The organism is Pseudoxanthomonas sp. SGNA-20 (genome assembly GCF_003931635.1).
Classification (GTDB): Bacteria; Pseudomonadota; Gammaproteobacteria; order Xanthomonadales; family Xanthomonadaceae; genus Pseudoxanthomonas.
The window spans coordinates 343,287-360,130 of sequence record NZ_RRYK01000001.1; the positions used below are offsets into that span (position 1 = coordinate 343,287).

Annotated in this window: 15 protein-coding genes; 3 read left to right on the forward strand and 12 right to left on the reverse strand. The window is 74.1% G+C overall.

Annotation, left to right across the window (positions count from 1 at the left end; all coding sequences use genetic code 11):
• Both EIM48_RS01550 and EIM48_RS01555 read right to left on the reverse strand, forming a co-directional pair.
• Positions 1-1,209, reverse strand: coding sequence for a TonB family protein (locus tag EIM48_RS01550; RefSeq protein ID WP_019399798.1), 1,209 nt, complete (start codon positions 1,207-1,209; stop codon positions 1-3).
• On the reverse strand, positions 1,199-1,579 hold the full coding sequence (locus EIM48_RS01555; RefSeq protein ID WP_026010759.1) for a BlaI/MecI/CopY family transcriptional regulator: 381 nt from the start codon (positions 1,577-1,579) through the stop codon (positions 1,199-1,201). Before EIM48_RS01555 ends, EIM48_RS01550 begins: the two co-directional genes overlap by 11 nt.
• A gap of 128 nt (positions 1,580-1,707) precedes the next feature.
• Here EIM48_RS01555 and EIM48_RS01560 point away from each other — a divergent pair, with 128 nt between their 5' ends.
• The 3 genes from EIM48_RS01560 to EIM48_RS01570 all read left to right on the forward strand — a co-directional run bounded on the left by EIM48_RS01560 (position 1,708) and on the right by EIM48_RS01570 (position 3,894).
• The gene (locus EIM48_RS01560; protein WP_199728367.1) at positions 1,708-2,847 is read left to right on the forward strand and encodes a topoisomerase; all 1,140 of its coding nucleotides are present in this window, start codon (positions 1,708-1,710) and stop codon (positions 2,845-2,847) included.
• A 103-nt stretch (positions 2,848-2,950) separates the two neighbouring features.
• Positions 2,951-3,271 (forward strand): BolA family protein, encoded by a 321-nt coding sequence (locus EIM48_RS01565; RefSeq protein WP_019399795.1) that lies wholly within the window; start codon positions 2,951-2,953, stop codon positions 3,269-3,271.
• A 143-nt stretch (positions 3,272-3,414) separates the two neighbouring features.
• Complete coding sequence (locus EIM48_RS01570) at positions 3,415-3,894, forward strand: NUDIX hydrolase (RefSeq protein ID WP_147208128.1); 480 nt, start codon at positions 3,415-3,417, stop codon at positions 3,892-3,894.
• A 94-nt stretch (positions 3,895-3,988) separates the two neighbouring features.
• On the opposite strand, the gene tkt is transcribed toward EIM48_RS01570, so the two are convergent.
• The 10 genes from tkt to EIM48_RS01620 all read right to left on the reverse strand — a co-directional run bounded on the left by tkt (position 3,989) and on the right by EIM48_RS01620 (position 16,836).
• The gene (gene tkt / locus EIM48_RS01575) at positions 3,989-5,989 is read right to left on the reverse strand and encodes a transketolase (RefSeq protein WP_019399793.1); all 2,001 of its coding nucleotides are present in this window, start codon (positions 5,987-5,989) and stop codon (positions 3,989-3,991) included.
• Positions 5,990-6,160: 171 nt separating this feature from the next.
• Positions 6,161-7,468, reverse strand: a complete 1,308-nt coding sequence (locus EIM48_RS01580; RefSeq protein ID WP_125110941.1) for a dicarboxylate/amino acid:cation symporter — start codon at positions 7,466-7,468, stop codon at positions 6,161-6,163.
• A 46-nt stretch (positions 7,469-7,514) separates the two neighbouring features.
• A complete protein-coding gene (locus tag EIM48_RS01585) occupies positions 7,515-9,185 on the reverse strand; it encodes a BatD family protein (protein WP_125110942.1) in 1,671 nt (556 codons plus the stop codon).
• Complete coding sequence (locus tag EIM48_RS15700) at positions 9,182-10,912, reverse strand: tetratricopeptide repeat protein (protein ID WP_125110943.1); 1,731 nt, start codon at positions 10,910-10,912, stop codon at positions 9,182-9,184. Before EIM48_RS15700 ends, EIM48_RS01585 begins: the two co-directional genes overlap by 4 nt.
• A complete protein-coding gene (locus EIM48_RS01595; protein WP_125110944.1) occupies positions 10,909-11,931 on the reverse strand; it encodes a VWA domain-containing protein in 1,023 nt (340 codons plus the stop codon). Before EIM48_RS01595 ends, EIM48_RS15700 begins: the two co-directional genes overlap by 4 nt.
• A complete protein-coding gene (locus tag EIM48_RS01600) occupies positions 11,928-12,389 on the reverse strand; it encodes a DUF4381 family protein (protein WP_125110945.1) in 462 nt (153 codons plus the stop codon). The genes EIM48_RS01595 and EIM48_RS01600 overlap by 4 nt, the downstream gene beginning before the upstream one ends.
• A gap of 5 nt (positions 12,390-12,394) precedes the next feature.
• Positions 12,395-13,315 (reverse strand): DUF58 domain-containing protein, encoded by a 921-nt coding sequence (locus EIM48_RS01605; RefSeq protein ID WP_125110946.1) that lies wholly within the window; start codon positions 13,313-13,315, stop codon positions 12,395-12,397.
• Positions 13,312-14,325, reverse strand: a complete 1,014-nt coding sequence (locus EIM48_RS01610) for a MoxR family ATPase (RefSeq protein ID WP_125110947.1) — start codon at positions 14,323-14,325, stop codon at positions 13,312-13,314. The genes EIM48_RS01605 and EIM48_RS01610 overlap by 4 nt, the downstream gene beginning before the upstream one ends.
• 111 nt (positions 14,326-14,436) lie before the next feature.
• Positions 14,437-16,302 (reverse strand): type IV pilus secretin PilQ family protein, encoded by a 1,866-nt coding sequence (locus EIM48_RS01615; RefSeq protein ID WP_125108420.1) that lies wholly within the window; start codon positions 16,300-16,302, stop codon positions 14,437-14,439.
• 15 nt (positions 16,303-16,317) lie between these two features.
• Positions 16,318-16,836, reverse strand: coding sequence for a pilus assembly protein PilP (locus EIM48_RS01620; protein ID WP_232207870.1), 519 nt, complete (start codon positions 16,834-16,836; stop codon positions 16,318-16,320).
• Positions 16,837-16,844 lie beyond the last annotated feature (8 nt).

Here is a 16,844-nt window from a genome sequence, read left to right on the forward strand (position 1 = left end):
TCATTCCTGGCCCCCCTGGTCCGTGGCCCGCTTGTCCGGGGCAAAACTGATCGGCACGCGCACGCGGCGGACCCTGGCCACGCCGTCGTCCGCGTCCGGCCTGAACTTCCACTGCCGCGCCGCTTCCACCGCCGCGGCCTCGAACACCCCGGCCGGCGCGGCGCGCTCCACTTCCACCGCCGCCACGCTGCCGTCGGCGGCCAGGTCCAGCAGCAGGCTCACCTCGCCGGCGATCCCGGCCTCGGCGGCCTCCTTCGGATAGCGCGGCGGCGGCATGAACGCCGCCGGTACCGGCAGCCAGTCCCCCTCCTGCGCGGCGGCCGCGGCCGGCCGCGCGGCCCAGGCCAGGCCGCCGATGCCGCAGGCGAGCGCGCACGCCACCAGCGCGGCGGCAAGCCGCTGCCGCGGTGACGCCGCCGGGCGCCGCAGCAGTTCGATCCGCTCCCTGAGCGCATGCAGCGGCGGCCAGTGGCAACCCAGCGGCAGCGGCGCGTGCGGCAGCTGCGCCTTGAGCATGGCCTCGCCGTACACGCGCCGCTGGCGGGGATGGCGCGCGATCACCGCGGCATCGCAGGCCAGTTCCTGGTCGTGGCGGAAGCGCCGCAGCGCGGCCGGCAGCAGCGGGTGGAACCAGAACAGGCAGCGCAGCAGCGCGGCCAGTGCATTGGCCGGCAGGTCGCCGCGGCGCACGTGCAGGCGTTCGTGCTGCAGGACCAGCTCGCGCTCGGCCGCGCTGTAGCGCCGCTCGAAATCGGCCGGCAGCACGATCCGCGGCCGCAGCAGGCCCACCACCGCCGGCAGCGCCGGGTGGGTGCCGCGGGCCTGGAACAGCCCGTCCGGGCGCGCCTGCAGCGGCCCCAGCGCGCGCCGGAAACGCCACTGCTGCCAGGCCATGAGCGCGGCGCTGGCGAGCACGCCGGCCAGCCACAGCGGCAGCAGCCAGGCCCGCCAGGCCGGCGACGTGGCTGCGGCCGCGGCGGCCACGCCGGCCTGCACCGGCTCCAGCCAGGCCGCGGCCACCGGCAGCGGCAGCGTGGTGCCCTTCGGCAACGACGCGGCCAGCACCGCGACCGGGACGCAAGTCCACAGCAGGTAGGCTCCCTGCGCGCCCCACAGCGCGCGCGCCGGACGGCGCAGCGCCAGCACCAGCGCGCCGGCCACGGTCAGGGCCAGGGTGGCGCGCAACAGCAGGACCAGCTCAGCGTCCATCGTCCCCGCCCTCCTCCAGCCGCGACACCAAGCGCTTGAGCTCGGCGATGTCGGTGGCCGACAGCCGGCCGCGCTCGCTGAAATGCGCCACCAACGGCGCCACCCGGCCGCCGAACAGGCGGGCCAGCAGGCCTTCGCTCTGCTGCTCCACCCAGGCCTCGCGGCTCAGCACCGGCGAATAGAGGTAGCGCCGGCCCTCGCGCTCGGCGCTGATCGCGCCCTTGTTGAGCAGGCGGTTGAGCAGGGTCTTGATGGTGGGCTCGGCCCAGCCGGTGGCCGGTGCCACCGCCGCGACCACGTCCTCGGAGCTGCGCGGGCTGGACTGCCACAGCACTTCCATGACCGTGGCCTCTGCATCGGTTACGGGGATCGGTTCGTGCGCCATGCGGACCTCCGTTTACGCCTGTAATCGAGATTGGATTACAAGCGTAAACGCAAGCCCGCGTCAAGCCCTCGGGCGCTGGCATGATCCCCCCGTACCGGGGATGGAGAGAACGCATGCGCTGGAACCCGAGTCGGCCCCTGCTTGCGGGCCTGTTGCTGCTGGCCTGGCACGGCGCGGCCGCTGCCACGGCCGGTGACGAGGCCCGCGACTGCCCGGTCCTGCCACCCGCAGCCGGCCTGCAGGCGGAACTGCCCGATCCACTGCGCCTGCCCGATGGAAGCCGCGCGCATGAACCGGGGCAATGGCACTGCCTGCGACAGCAGACCCTGCATGCGCTGGAGGCCCAGGTCTACGGCAGCAAGGGGCCGGCACCGGAGGCGGTGGCCGGCACGGTCACCCCGGAGCGGATCGAGGTCGAGGTGCGCCACGGCGGCCGCAGCGAGCGCTTCGCCGCGCGCCTGCACCTGCCCCCGGGCGAGGGGCCTTTCCCGGCGATGCTGGTGATGGCCGGGGTGGCCGGGGTCAGCCCGGAACTGCTGGCCAGCGAGGGCGTGGCCTGGATCGAGTTCCCCAGCACCGACATCGGTGCCGAGACCGGCCAGGGGCGGCGCAAGGAGGGCGCGTTCTACCGCCTGTACGGCGACGAGGTCGCCGGCACCGGCACGCTGATGGCCTGGGCCTGGGGCGTGAGCCGGGTCATCGATGTGATCGCCGCCGACGACGGCCGCCTGCTGCGCGCCGATGCGATCGGCGTCAGCGGCTGCTCGCGCCACGGCAAGGGGGCGCTGGCGGCCGGCGCCTTCGACCCGCGCGTGGCCCTGACCGTGCCGATCGAATCCGGCGCTGGTGGCGTGCCCACCTGGCGCCACGCACCGGAGGGCGCGCAGCCGGCCACCAGCGCCTTTGGCGAGCAGCCCTGGCTGGGCGACGCGTTCGGCACCTACGCCGACGACCCGCGGCGGCTGGCGGTGGACCAGCACCAGGTGCTGGCCCTGGTCGCGCCACGCGGCCTGCTGGTGCTGGACAACCCACATATCGCCTGGCTGGGTGCGCCGGCCGCACGCGCCAGCGTGCTGGCGGCACGGGAGGTGTACGGACTGCTCGGCGCCACTGGCAACCTTGGCTACCACGCGGAGGTGGAGAGCGCGGCGCACTGCGCCTGGCGCCCGGAATGGGACGCGCCGGCACGCGCTGCGGTCCGCCGCCACCTGCTGCGCCAGCCGGCACCCGACCTGCCGCTGCCGGCGCCCTGAAGCTGCCCGGAATGCGCACGCCCCGCGCCGGCAGGACGGCCGTCCGCTTGAACCCGGCCAATCCGCCTCCATCCTGTTAGCGACTTCCACCACGCCACCGCCCATGAGCACCCGCGCCGACCAGATCCGCCAGGCCCTCGCCGCCCTGCAGCCCCTGCACCTGGAGGTGCTGGACGAGAGCCACATGCACAGCCGCGGCCTGGAGACCCACTACAAGGCGGTGATCGTCAGCGAGGCCTTCGCCGGCAAGCGCCCGGTGCAGCGCCACCAGGCGGTGTACGCGGCCATGGGCGGGCTGATGCAGCAGATCCATGCACTGGCCCTGCACACCTACACCCCGGCCGAATGGGAGGCCGACGCCAGCGTGCCGGAGTCGCCGCGCTGCCGCGGCGGCAGCAAGCACGACAAGCCGGCCGCGCACTGAGCCGCACCCGCATCCGCGGGCAGGCAAGCCACCGGCACGTGGTGGCGGGCGGGCAGCGCCGGCGGCATGTCCGCCGGCGCCGGCTTCGGCCACAATGCGCACGCCCCGGACCGTTGTTCGTGGCCTTGCCCGCAACGCGAACCGTGTCCGCATCCGCACCGATCCCCGTCCCCGAACCGCCGCCCTGCAATGAGCGCGGCGACGTGCTGCTCGCCGCCGGCCGCGGCCGGGCGCCGGGCGCGGCGCCGGACTTCGTCCTGGTGTTGGCGGTCGACCTCGGCCGGATCCTGCTGGTGCGCAATGCCGCGCGCCAGGTGCTGGAACTGCCCGGCGGCTGGGTCGATCCCGGCGAGCCGCCGCTGCGCGCGGCCGCGCGCGAACTGCTGGAGGAAACCGGCCACGCCGCCGGCGCGCTGGAGCCGGCCGGCTGGCTGCGCATCCGCTCGCCTCGCTCGCCGTGGCCGCTGACCGGCCTGCTGTTCGCGACCCGCGGCCTGCAGCGGCGCCACGGCCACGCCCTGGACCCGGAGATCGAGAGCCTGCACTGGGCGCGCCTGCCGGCGCTGCCGGGCGGGGTTTCCGCCATCGACGCCTGGCTGGTCGCGCAGTTCGGCCGGCGCTGACCGGAAACGGAAAGGGGACGCCTGCGCGTCCCCTTCCCTTTGCATCGCGGTTCCGTCGGGCGGGCACGTGGCCCGGCCGACGGATGGCCAGGACTCAGAGCGCCCTGGCCGCGGCCACCACCGCCTCGGTGGTGATGTTGAAGTACTTGTACAGCTCGCCGGCCGGGGCCGAGGCGCCGAAGCGGTCCAGGCCGATGACCGCGCCGTCCAGGCCCACGTACTTGCGCCAGAAGTCGGTGACGCCGGCTTCCACCGCCACGCGCTTGCGCACGGACTTCGGCAGCACCGACTCGCGGTAGGCCTCGTCCTGGCGGTCGAACACGGTGGTCGAGGGCATCGACACCACGCGCGCCTTGATCCCGGCCGCGTCCAGCTGCGCCTTGGCCTCCATCGCCAGCGACACTTCCGAACCGGTGCCGATCAGGATCACGTCGGGGTTGCCGCCTTCGGCGTCGGCCAGCACGTAGCCGCCGCGCTCGACCAGCTTCACCTGCTCCTCGCTGCGTGCCTGGTGCGGCAGGTTCTGGCGGCTGAACACCAGCACGCTCGGGCCGTCCTTGCGCAGGATCGCCTGCTTCCAGGCCACCGCCGACTCGACCGCGTCGCACGGGCGCCACACGTCGTTGTTGGGGATGTAGCGCAGCGAGGCCAGGTGCTCGACCGGCTGGTGGGTCGGGCCGTCCTCGCCAAGGCCGATGGAGTCGTGGGTGAACACGTGGATCACGTGCGCCGGGACCAGCGCGCTCATGCGCAGCGCGTTGCGGGCGTAATCGCTGAACACCAGGAAGGTGGCGTCGAACGGCAGGAAGCCGCCGTGCAGGGCGATGCCATTGGCAATCGCGCTCATGCCGAACTCGCGCACGCCGTAGTGCACGTAGTTGGCCTCGCGGTCGGCCACGGTCACCGACTTGCTGGCCTTCCACTGGGTCAGGTTGGACGGGGCCAGGTCGGCCGAGCCGCCGATCAGCTCCGGCAGCAGCGGCGCGAACGCGGCGATCGCGTTCTGCGAGGCCTTGCGCGAGGCGATGGTCGCGCCCTCGGCCTGGACCTTGGCGATGAAGGCGTCGGCCTGGGCCACGAAGTCGGCCGGCAGTTCGCCGCGCGAGCGGCGGACCAGTTCCTCGGCCTCGGCCGGGTACTGCCTGGCGTACTTGTCGAACAGCTGCTCCCACTCGGCCTGGCGCAGCTGGCCGGCGCCGTTGGCGCGCCAGCCGTCGTAGATCTCCTGCGGGATCTCGAACGGCGCATACGGCCAGTCCAGGGCCTTGCGGGTGGCCTCGACCTCGTCCTTGCCCAGCGGCGCGCCGTGCGATTCCTCCTTGCCGGCCTTGTTCGGCGAACCGAAGCCGATGGTGGTCTTGCAGCAGATCAGGCTCGGCTTGTCCTCCACCGCGATGGCCTGCTCGATCGCCGCCTTGATCGCCTCCGGGTCATGGCCGTCCACGCCGCGCACCACGTGCCAGCCGTAGGCCTCGAAGCGCGCCGGGGTGTCGTCGGTGAACCAGTCGTGCACCTCGCCGTCGATCGAGATGCCATTGTCGTCCCAGAAGGCGGTGAGCTTGCCCAGGCCCCAGGTGCCGGCCAGCGATGCGGCCTCGTGGGACACGCCTTCCATCATGCAGCCGTCGCCCATGAACACCCAGGTGCGGTGGTCGACGACCTCGAATTCGGGGCGGTTGTAGCGCTGCGCCAGCAGCTTCTCCGCCAGGGCGAAGCCCACGGCGTTGGCGAAGCCCTGGCCCAGCGGGCCGGTGGTGGTCTCCACGCCCGGGGTTTCGTAGCGCTCCGGGTGGCCGGCGGTCTTGCTGTGCAGCTGGCGGAAGCGCTTGAGCTCCTCGATCGGCAGGTCGTAGCCGCTCAGGTGCAGCAGCGCGTAGTGCAGCATGGAGCCGTGGCCGTTGGACAGCACGAAGCGGTCGCGGTTGAACCAGTCCGGGTTGGACGGGTTGTGGCGCAGGTAGTCGTTCCACAGCACTTCGGCGATGTCGGCCATGCCCATCGGCATGCCGGGGTGGCCCGACTTGGCGGCCTCGACCGCATCGGCGGCGAGGAAACGGATGGCATTGGCGAGCTGGCGGCGGGTCGGCTTCGTCATGTGGGATTCGGCTAGTTCGATGGCAACCGCGGGATGCGGGCCGGCCATTGTTGCATCCCGCGCCCGTCCTGTCCCGTCGCAAGCCCTTGATTTGGCGCCCTGAACGCAGCGTTTCCCGACATTTCCGGCGAGGGAACGTTCCCGCCACGGTTTTGCCTGCAACCGTTGCCCTCAGGTGGCCGCCTCCGGGCCGGCCGCGGCGCCGCCGTCCTCCGGCTCGCCGGCGGCCACCAGCGCGGCCAGGGTCAGGTCACCGCTGACGTTGAGCGTGGTCCGGCACATGTCCAGGAAATGGTTCACGCCCAGGATCAGGCCGATGCCGATCGGGTTCACCCCGACCATGGCGCAGATCAGCGCCACCACCGGCAGCGAGCCGGAGGGCACGCCGGCGGTGCCGATGCCGCCGAGGATGCACACCAGCATCACCATGAACTGCTGGCCCAGGCTCAGGTCCACGCCGAAGAACTGGGCCAGGAAGATCACGGTCACGCCCTCGAACAGCGCGGTGCCGTTCTGGTTGGCGGTGGCGCCGACGGTCAGCACGAAGCGCGACACCTTGCGCGGCAGGCCGATCTCGTCGGCCACGCGCAGCGCGGTCGGCAGGGTGGCGTTGCTGGAGGCGGTGGAGAAGGCCATCACCGCCGCTTCCTGGATGTCGCGGAAGAACTTCAGCGGCGAGCGCCCGGCCATGCGCACCGCCAGGCCGTAGCCGACGAACATGTGCAGGCCCAGCGCCAGCACCACCACGCCCACGTACGCGCCCAGCCGCAGCAGCAGGTCGAAGCCGAAGATCGCCGCGAGGTTGAACATGAAGCAGAACACCGCGTACGGCGCCAGCCGGATCACCAGCCCGATCAGGGTCATGGAGATCTCGAAGATGCCCTCGATGCCGCGCTTGAGGGTGGCGACCTTGTCGTCGTCGGTCAGCACCATGCCCACGCCGAACATCAGCGCGAAGAACATCAGCGCCAGGATCGAGCCGTTGTCCGAGGCGGCGGCCACGACGTTGCTGGGCACGATCGACAGCAGCATGTCGATGCCGCGCGGTTGCGACTCGATGCTGGCGACGATGTCGCGGCTGCGCTCGGCGTTCTGCGCCAGCAGCTGCGAGGCCAGGGTCGGGTCGACGCCGGCGCCCGGGCGCAGCAGGTTGACCAGCACCAGCCCCAGCAGCACCGCCGCGCCGGACAGCACCACGGTGTAGGCCAGGGTCTTCCAGCCGATCCGGCCGAGCGCGCGGATGTCGCCCATCTCGGCGATGCCCAGCACCAGCGCCGAGAACAGCAGCGGCACGATCAGCATGAAGATCAGGTTGAGGAACAGCCCCGACGCCGGGGTGGTGACGTAGCGGGTGAACGCCTGGACCCAAGCGGCATCGGCGCCGGCGGTCAGGTGCACCACCAGGCCCAGCAGCAGGCCGGCGGCAAAGCCCACGCCCATCTTCAGCGGCATGGGCCAGGGGCGTCCTTTGGAGGTCATGCGGTATTCCTGGAAACGTGCGAAACCGGCAGGTTAGCAGACGCGCTCAGGCGTCCCGCGCGGGCGGGTACAGCGGCGGCAAGGGCGGTTCGGCGCCGGCCGCGGCCGCGCCGGCCCAGCGCGGCCCGTCGCGGAACGCCGCGCGCAGCGCCAGGCGCGCGCCGGCCGGATCGCCGTCGCCGGCCCACAGCGCGCGGCGCATGGCCTGCAAGGCCTCGCGCTGCACCGGATCGGCCAGGCGGCCGACCACTTCGTCCAGGTCGGCCGCCGGCGGCCGCGCCATCGCCTGCAGCAGGCGCACCGCCTCGCCGAAGCTTTCCGTGTCCAGGGCGCGGCGCAGCTCGGCGGTGGTCGGCACCACGCCGGGTCCCGCGCGGACGGGCGATGCCGGGCGGCGGCGCTGGCGCGCGCGCAGCCACAGCGCCCAGCCGAGGGTGGCCAGCCACAGCTGGCCCAGGACCAGGGCCAGCCAGCGCCAGGCGGCGCCTTCGGCGGGTCCGGCCAGGGTCGCCGGCAACGCCTGGGTGGTCTCGCCTGCCGGCGCCGGCACGGCCCCGTCCGGCGCCGGCAGGGCGCGCCCGGGTGCGGCCGCGGCCACCTCCAGTTCCAGGTCCGGCAGGGTCGCCTGGCGCGCCTGCCCGGCGCCTGCATCCCACCAGTCCACCGCCAGGCCGGGGATCCGCAGCGGCCCCGCGCGCAGCGGCACCACCGCGAAGCGGCGCACCACGGTCAGCTGCGGCCGGCCGTCGACGAAGCGCTCGGTGGTCTCGGCGCGTTCGGCGAACACCTGGGCGCCCTCCACCTGCGGCACCGGCAGGTCCAGCGGCTGCGCGCCGGAGGCGCCTTCGGCGCGGGCCTCGACCGCCAGTTCCAGCGCCTCGCCGGCGCGCGCGGCGGACGGCGGCTGCAGGTAGCGCAGGCGCAGGTCGCGCAGCGGCAGCCACGGCTGCGGCGCGCCGGGCGGCTGCGCGCGCACCTGCAGCCGCTGCGGCTGGCCGCTGGCGGCCAGGGTGCGGTCGGTGCCGAAGAAGTCGTCGAAGAACCGCGGCGCGGCCTTGCCGCGGAACCGCGGCGCCGGCACCTCCAGCGGGCCGCTGCGCTCGGGCACCAGCAGGAACCGCCGCTCCACGTACTGGTAGTCGCGGCCGCCGATGCGCTCGCGCCCGGTGGCATCGTCGCCCACGCGCTGCAGCGAGGCGCCTTCGGGTGGCTCCTGGGTCAGTTCGCCGGACAGCAGCGGGGTGGCGAAGTACAGGCGCACGCTGACCCCGACGCTTTGCTGCACCCACGGTGCCTCCTCCTCGACCCGGGTCTCGAGGAACACCTCGCCGCGCGCATCCTGGCGCTCGCCCCCCACGCGCAGCGCCAGCGGCGGCGTGCGTTCGGCGCCCACCCGCAGCGCTGGCACCTCCAGCGCGCCGGCGCGGCGCGGCACCAGGCGCACGCCAAACAGCACGCCACGCCCGGCGGTATCGCTGCGGAACGGCGAGCCCACCTCGAAGTCGGCCTGCAGCGGCGCGTAGTCCGGCGCCACGCCGGGCTGGTCAGTCTGGATGTTGAGGGTGACGGTCTCGCCCTCGCGCACCTGGCTGCGGTCCAGCCAGGCGCGGGTTTCGGCACCGGCGACGCCGGCCAGCAGCCACAGCAGCGCCAGGCAGGCGCCGCGCAGCCGCCGCGAAGTGCGCTGGTCGCGCCGCGGGTATAGCGGGTCGTTCATCGTCCCTCCTGTTGGCGGCGCTCATGCTCGAGCCGGAACTTGGCGCGCAGCAGGCCACCGGGATCGTCCGGCACGCGCTGCAGCCAGGCCTCGTGCGCCTGGCGCTGCTCGCGCTGCGCGCGCTGTTCCTCCCCGCCGGCGTCCACCGGCTGCGCCTGTCCTTCTTCCTGGCCGCGCCGCTCCAGCGCCTGGCGCATGCGCTCGCGCTGCTCGCGATCGGCCTGCTCCTGGCGGGCGCGGGCTTGCGCAGCGTCCTCCTGCCCGCCCTCGCCGTCCCCGCCGGGTTGCGGCCGCTCCCGCGCCGGTGGCTGCGGCGGCGCGTCCTGTCCGCCGGCCTGGCTATTGCCGCGCGGGTCATCCGCCGGATCCCGGCCGCGCCCGGCCGGGTCCTTGCCGGACTGGCCGGCATCGCCGGACTGTCCGCCGCCGCCCTGCGGCGGCTGCCGGCGCATCGCCGCCTCGACCACCTGGCGGTTGGCGCGCGCATCCTCCATGCCCGGCGCCTGGGCCAGGGCGCGGTCGTAGGCCTGCAACGCCTCCTCGTAACGCCCCTGGCGCGCCAGCGCGTTGCCGAGGTTGTACTGCGCCTCGGCCCCGCGCGCGCCGGCGGCGGCGAAGGCCTCGGCGGCGGCGGTGAAGTCGCCGCGGCGGTAGGCCTCCACGCCGCGTTGCAGCTGCCGCTGCGCCTGCTGGTCCGGACGCAGCCAGGGGCTGTCCTGCGCCAGCGCCGGCGTCGCTGGGAGCGCGCCCAGCAACAGCACCAGTGCCAGCAGCGGCGCACCACGGCGGAACGCCAGCGCGCCCAGCAGCAGCAACGGCAGCAGCAACCAGTAGCCCTGGTCCAGCCAGGCCAGCGCGCCGTCCGTCCCGGCCGTTCCTTCCACCTCCACCGGCTGCAGCACGCCCAGTGCCTGCAGGTCGGCATCGCCCATGGCCAGCGGCGCGTAGCGGCCCTGCCCGGCGGCTGCCAGCGCACGCAGGGCCGCGTCGTCGCGCTGCGAAGTACGCAGCCTGCCGCTGGAATCGCGGTAGGCGCCGCCCCCGGGCGTGCCCAGGCCCAGCACCGAGACCTCGTAACCGGAAGCGGCGGTGGCCGCGGCGATCTGCCGCGCGCGTTCGTCGGCACCGGCGGCCAGCAGCAGGATCTGGCCGCGCTCGAAGCCGGCCTGGCGCAACAGGGTCGCGGCCTGGGTGATCGCGCGGTCGGCGCGCTGGCCGTCCGCCGGCATCACGTCCGGCGCCAGCGCGTCGAGGAACAGGGCGATGTTGCCGGTGTCGGCGGTCAGCGGCGCCACCGTGTAGGCATCTTCGGCCCAGGCGACCAGACCGATCTCGCCGCCGCGGCGCTGGTGCAGCAGCCGCTCCAGCTTCAGCCGGGCATGCGCCAGGCGCGAGGGAGGCAGGTCGGGGGTGGCGATCGCGGCCGACAGTTCCAGCGCCACCACCAGCGGCATGTGCGGGCGCACCAGCGGCTGCCCTTGCTGGCGCCAGCCTGGCCCTGCCAGGGCGAGGATCGCCAGCAGCAGGGCCAGCGAAACCCCGGCCAGGCGCAGCCAGGCGCGGCCCTGCCCCGGCACCAGCAGCGCCGGCAGCAGGTGCGGATCGACCACCCCGCGCCAGTCGCGGTCGCGGCGCAGGCCCCAGGCAACCCACAGCAGCGGCAGCAGGAGCAGCGCCCACAGCCACAGCGGGCGCTGGAAATGCAGCAACGGCAGCCATGCGCTCATGCCGCCGCGCCCCCTGCTTCGCGCCGGCGGCCTGCCGGCATGGCGAAGGCCAGCAGGGCCAGGGCCAGGGCGCCGGCCAGCGGCCAGGCATAGGCCTCCCGCCGCGGGCGTACCGGGGCGGCGTCCACGTCCACCGGTTCCAGGCGCTCCAGCTCGGCGTAGATGCCGGCCAGCTCGTCGGCGTCGCGCGCGCGGAAGAAACGGCCGCCGGTGGCCTCCGCGACCGCGCGCAGGGTGTCCTCGTCCACGTCCTCGCCGGGCTGGACCGGCACGCCGAACAGCGAGAAGCCACCGCCGCTGCCGCCGAAGGCGATGGTGTGCACGCGCACGCGTTCGGTGGCGGCCAGCTCGGCCGCCTTCAGCGGCGGCAGCACGCCGGCGGTGTTCACGCCGTCGGTCAGCAGCACCAGCACCCGCTGGCCCTCGGGCTGTTCGCGCAGGCGCTTCACCGCCAGGCCGATCGCATCGCCCAGCGCGGTCTCGCGCCCGGCCATGCCGGCGGCGGTGTCGCGCAGCTGCTCGCGCACCGCGGCCAGGTCCAGGGTCAACGGGGTCAGCATGTAGGCGCGCTGGCCGAACACCAGCAGGCCCACGCGATCGCCACTGCGGCGCTGCAGGAAGTCGGCGATCACCGCCTTGGCCGCGGTCAGCCGGTCCACCGGCTGCATCCCCAGCATCATGTCGACCTCGCTCATGCTGCCGGACAGGTCCACCGCCAGCAGCATCTGCCGCGCCTGCTGCTGCGGCGCGACCGCCTCGCCCAGCTGCTGCGGGCGGGCGGCGGCAGCGCACAGCAGCAGCCAGGCCAGCAGCGCCAGCCCGCCGCGCACGCCCGCCGCGCCGCCGACCGGGGCCACGTCCTGCAGCTGTGCGCTCCACGGCACCCGCAGCGCGGCACCGGCATCGCGCCGCGGCGGCAGCAGCAGGCGCACCAGCAGCGGCAACGGCAGCGCCGCCCAGGCCCAGGCCCAGGCGAATCCGGCAAAGCCGTCCCAGGCCTGTGCCAGCCACGCGCTCATGTCCGCCCCCGGCGCGCGTCCATCAGTTCCAGGAAGCGCGCGTGCGCCAGCGCGGCGACCTGTTCCACCGCGGCGGCATCCGCCTGCGGGCGGAAGGCGCCGTCGAGCAGCAGCCGCCCGGGACCGGCGCTGAATGCCTGGCCGCGGGCGCCATCGAGGAAGCGCAGCCAGTCCTCGCCCTGCAGCCGTTCCGCGCCCGGCTGCGCCTGGCGCGCGGCGCGGCGCAGCAGCGCCGACAGCTGCGCCAGCCGCTGCGGCGGCGCGCCCTCGCCGGTTTCGCGCAGGAACCAGCGTGACCAGCGCCGGCGGCGCCGCCAGCGCCACGCCCGGTACCCGGCCAGCGCCAGCAGCAGCACCAGCAGGCCCGCGCCCAGCCACCACCAGCCCGGGGCCGGCGGCCACCAGCCAGGAGCGGGCGGCAGGTGGAGGTCGCGCAGGGGCAGCCGTGCAGGATCCATGGCGGTCATGCCTCGCCCGGCGCGGATCGCGACGGCTGCATCCAGTCGCTGGCCGCCGCATCGGTGGCCAGGCAGTGCACGCGCCAACCATGGGCCGGCAGCGTGCGTGCCAGCACCTCGGCCGACAACACCAGCGCCGCATGCCACTGCGCCCGCGCCTGTTCGCGCTGCAGCGGCAGGTGCAGGCGCCGCCCGCCCGCCTCCACCGCCAGCGCGCGCTGCGGCGGCGTGGTTTCCAGTGCGTCCTGCAGCAGCACCAGGTCGGCCTCGTGGTGGCGGCCCAGCGCGGCCCAGCGCTGCAGTGGCACCCGCGCGGCGGCCTGCGGATCGGCCAGCACCACCACGCGTGCGCCCGGACGCAGCAGGCGCTGGGCATGTTCCAGGGCCAGTTCCAGCCCGGCATCGTCCTGCGGCGGTTGCGCGTACCAGCGCACCAGCGCCTCCAGCACCCGCATCACCCCGCGCATGCCGGCCGCCGGCGGGATGGCGGCCTCGCCGCCGCGCAGGGCCGCGATGCGGTCGCCGGCGCGCAGTGCGGCCCAGGCCGCCACTGCGCCGGCACGCGCGGCCTGCACCGACTTGAAGCGCACCCGGGTGCCGAAGTACAGCGCCGGCGAGGTGTCGGCCACCAGCAGGGCCAGGCGCTCGCGCTCGGCCTGGAACAGCTTGGTGTGGGCGCGGCCGGTGCGCGCGGTCAGGCGCCAGTCCATGCGCCGCACGTCGTCGCCGGCCACGTATTCGCGTGACTCGGCGTACTCCATGCCGCGCCCGCGCAGGCTCGAGGGCGCGGCGGCGCGCAGGCCGGCGCGGCTGACCCCGGGCGTGCCCGCACGCGGGATTTCATGGCGCAGCGCGACCAGTTCCTCCAGCCGCGGCGCGAGGCCTTCGCCGGCCGCCTCCTGGCGCGGACGCGCCACCACGTTCATGGCGGCGGCACCTGCTCCAGCAGCGCCGCCACCAGGCGATCGCCGTCCCAGCCCTCGGCCAGGGCCTCGTAGCTGGGCAGCACGCGGTGGCGCAGCACGTCCGGGGCGACGGCGCGGATGTCCTCGGGGGTGAGGTAGTCGCGCCCGGCCAGCCAGGCGCGGGCACGGGCGCAGCGCTCCAGCGCGATGGAGCCACGCGGGCTGGCACCCCAGGCGATGCGCCGGGCCAGCGCCGGGTCGTAGCGGCCGGCATCGCGCGAGGCCAGCACCAGTTCCACCAGGTAGCGCTCCAGCGCCGGGGCCATGTGCAGCCCCAGCACCTGCTCGCGCGCGGCGAACACCACCGCCTGCGGCATGCGCGCCGGCGCGGCCGCCGGCGCGTGCAGTTCGCTGCGCGCCTGGGTGCGGGCCAGGCGCAGGATCTCGGTCTCCATCGCCGAGTCCGGGTAGCCGATGCGCACGTGCATCAGGAACCGGTCCAGCTGCGCCTCCGGCAGCGGGAAGGTGCCTTCCTGCTCGATCGGGTTCTGGGTGGCCATCACCAGGAACAGCCGCGGCAGCGGGTAGGTCCGCCGGCCCACGGTGACCTGGCGCTCGCCCATGGCCTCCAGCAGCGCCGACTGCACCTTGGCCGGGGCGCGGTTGATCTCGTCGGCCAGCAGCAGCGGGTGGAACACCGGCCCGGGCTGGAACTCGAAGCGTGCCTCCTGCGGGCGCCAGATCTCGGTGCCGGTGAGGTCGGCCGGCAGCAGGTCCGGGGTGAACTGGACGCGGGCGAAGTCCGCCTCCAGGTGCGCGGCCAGGGTGCGGATGGCGGTGGTCTTGGCCAGGCCGGGCGCACCCTCCACCAGCAGGTGGCCGTCGGCCAGCAGCGCGATCAGCAGGCGCTCGACCAGCGCGTCCTGGCCGACGATGCTCGCCGCCAGGCTCTCGCGCAGGCGCAGGAAGGCCGCGTGCGCGGCGTCGGTGGCACCGGGCTGGCCGGCCGGTTCGGCGTTGGGATTGTCCATGCCCCGATTCTGACCGATCCGGGCGCGGCCTGGTTCCATCGCCGCCGCTCCGGCGCCGGAAACGGGAACGGGGCCCGTGGGCCCCGTTCCGTTCGTGCCAGAGGGCGGCCGTCAGGCGCGCTTCTCGACCCGCATGACCTTCGGGGTCAGGAAGATCAGCAGCTCGGCCTTCTCCTTCAGGCGGCTCTTCTTCTTGAAGAGGTTGCCCAGGAAGGGCACGTCGCCCAGGAACGGCACCTTGGACACGCTGTTGCTGTCGGTGAACTCGTAGACGCCGCCGATGACCACGGTCTGGCCGTCGTCCACCAGCACCGCGGTGTTGATCTCGCGGGTGGCGATCTCCGGCACCTGGCCGATCGAGGTGTCGATGTACTGCAGGATCTCGTCCTTCAGCACGTTGACCACCATGAACACGCGGTTGTCGCTGGTGATGGTCGGGGTGACCTTCAGCTCCAGGACCACGTCCTTGAACTGCACGTTCGGGGTGGCCACGCCCTGGGTGCCGCCGCCGGTCAGGGTCACGTAGCCGACCTCGCGGCCCTGGCGGATCACCGCCTCGCGCTGGTTGGAGGTGACCACGCGCGGGTTGGACAGCACCTCGCCGCGGCCTTCCTGCTGCAGCGCGCTCAGCTCCAGGTCCAGCGCGAAGTTGTTGCCCAGCAGGGTGTAGGCCAGGGCGCCGGCGTTCTCGGCCGAGGCCGGCAGGTTCACGTTGAGGTCGCCGGGGACGGTGACGCCGCCGTTGACGATGCCCGCGGTCTCGCCCAGCGACCCGCCGATGGCGGCGGTGTTGTTGCCGCTGCGGCGGCCCTGCACGCCGAAGCGCGCGCCCAGGTCGCGGGCGAAGGTGTCGGTGGCGATGACGATGCGGCTCTCGATCAGCACCTGGTCGACCGGACGGTCGATCACGTTGATCAGCTCGCGCATCTGCGCGACCTTCTTCGGGATGTCGCTGACCATCAGGGTGTTGGTGCGCTCGTCGGCGACCAGGCGGCCGCGCGAGGACAGGAAACCGTTCTCGCGGTTGCCGCCGTCGCCGCCGGAGCCGCCGCCCACGCCGCGGGCCTCGGTCAGCGCCTTGAAGATGGCGCCGGCCGAGTGGTAGTTGATCTGGATGTAGTCGGTGACCAGGTCGACGCGGTTCTCCAGGTCGATGCGGGCGTCCTCGCGGGCCTTCTCGAACGCGGCCAGCTCCGGCTGCGGCGCCACCCAGATCACGTTGCCGTCGCGGCGCTTGTCCAGGCCCTTGGCGCGCAGGACGATGTCCAGCGCCTGGTCCCACGGCACGTGCACCAGGCGCAGGGTCACGTTGCCCTGCACGGTGTCGGAGGCGACGATGTTGAGGTTGGACTCCTCGGCGATCAGCTGCAGGACGGTGCGCACCGGCACGTCCTGGAAGTTGAAGGTCACCGGGCGGCCGGAATAGGCGCGGCCGGCGACCTTGGCCTGGGCGCTGGCCAGGCTCTCGCTGTTGACCGCGCCGACCGCCGGGGCGCTGGCGCGCGGGGCGATCTCGACCACGTACTCGTTGCCGGTCTGGTAGGCCAGCGACTCGTACTCGCCGCGGGTGGCCAGCACCAGCTGCGCGCCGCCAGCGTACGGGCGGGCGTCGATGCGCTGCACCGGGGTGGCGAAGTCGGTGACGTTCAGCGGACGCTGCAGCTCGGCCGGCAGCACCGCGTTGGCGACGTCGACCACGACGCTGCCGTCCTGGGTGCGCAGGTCCGGGGCCACGCCCTCGCCGTCGAAGCGCAGGACCAGGCGCCCGGCGCCGCCGTCGCCGCGCTTGAAATCGATGTGGGAAACGCTGGCCTTGGCCGCCGTCCCCGTGGCGGCAGCGGCCGGCTGCGCGGAGGCCGCCGGGTTGGCGGCGAAGCCGGTGGTGGCGGCGAGGGCCAGCGCCAGCCCGAGTGCACAGGCCCTGAAGGTCGCCGGGTGCCGCGGCTTGCACAGACTCCGGTCGTTGGAAAAGGTCATCGTGCTATCCCCTAATCATTGATCTTCGAGCGCGATCGAGGCCGGACGCTCCAGCCATCCCCCCGCGCCATCCGGCACCAGCTCGACCAGCTCGACCCGGTCCTCGTACACCCCGACCACGCGGCCGTCGTTCTGCCCCATGTAGGTCCCCGGCCGGACGCGGTGGGTGACCTTGTCCGGCGCCATCACCAGCGCGAGCAGGCCGGGGCCCTGGCCGATCGTGCCGACCATGTCCAGGCTGTCCAGCGGGAACTGCTCGAGCGGCTGCTTGGGCCGGTTCGGGTCGGGACGCAGGCCGGCTCCCCCTTCCGGGTTCCGCCAGGCGTCGCTGAACGGGTCGCGCATGTCCTGCGCGGCGTACTCGAAGGTCTCGAACTGCTGCATCACCGGCAGCGGTTCCAGCGGCGGCGCCGGGCGCGCGCGCACGTCGGCGACCCACCGCTCCAGGTTGGGCGCCTCGCCCGGCGTGCTGGTGATCCCGCGGCCGCAGGCGCCCAGTCCCAGGACCAGGGCCGCCAGGCCGCACGTGCGCACGCACATCC

What these genes read in the sequence shown, in the direction of transcription:
- EIM48_RS01550 (WP_019399798.1), bottom strand. Translation starts at nt 1,209, where the DNA reads ATGGACGCTGAGCTGGTCCTGCTGTTGCGCGCCACCCTGGCCCTGACC.
- EIM48_RS01560 (WP_199728367.1), top strand. Translation starts at nt 1,708, where the DNA reads ATGCGCTGGAACCCGAGTCGGCCCCTGCTTGCGGGCCTGTTGCTGCTG.
- EIM48_RS01565 (WP_019399795.1), top strand. Translation starts at nt 2,951, where the DNA reads ATGAGCACCCGCGCCGACCAGATCCGCCAGGCCCTCGCCGCCCTGCAG.
- tkt (WP_019399793.1), bottom strand. Translation starts at nt 5,989, where the DNA reads ATGACGAAGCCGACCCGCCGCCAGCTCGCCAATGCCATCCGTTTCCTC.
- EIM48_RS01580 (WP_125110941.1), bottom strand. Translation starts at nt 7,468, where the DNA reads ATGACCTCCAAAGGACGCCCCTGGCCCATGCCGCTGAAGATGGGCGTG.
- EIM48_RS01585 (WP_125110942.1), bottom strand. Translation starts at nt 9,185, where the DNA reads ATGAACGACCCGCTATACCCGCGGCGCGACCAGCGCACTTCGCGGCGG.
- EIM48_RS15700 (WP_125110943.1), bottom strand. Translation starts at nt 10,912, where the DNA reads ATGAGCGCATGGCTGCCGTTGCTGCATTTCCAGCGCCCGCTGTGGCTG.
- EIM48_RS01595 (WP_125110944.1), bottom strand. Translation starts at nt 11,931, where the DNA reads ATGAGCGCGTGGCTGGCACAGGCCTGGGACGGCTTTGCCGGATTCGCC.
- EIM48_RS01600 (WP_125110945.1), bottom strand. Translation starts at nt 12,389, where the DNA reads ATGGATCCTGCACGGCTGCCCCTGCGCGACCTCCACCTGCCGCCCGCT.
- EIM48_RS01605 (WP_125110946.1), bottom strand. Translation starts at nt 13,315, where the DNA reads ATGAACGTGGTGGCGCGTCCGCGCCAGGAGGCGGCCGGCGAAGGCCTC.
- EIM48_RS01610 (WP_125110947.1), bottom strand. Translation starts at nt 14,325, where the DNA reads ATGGACAATCCCAACGCCGAACCGGCCGGCCAGCCCGGTGCCACCGAC.
- EIM48_RS01615 (WP_125108420.1), bottom strand. Translation starts at nt 16,302, where the DNA reads ATGACCTTTTCCAACGACCGGAGTCTGTGCAAGCCGCGGCACCCGGCG.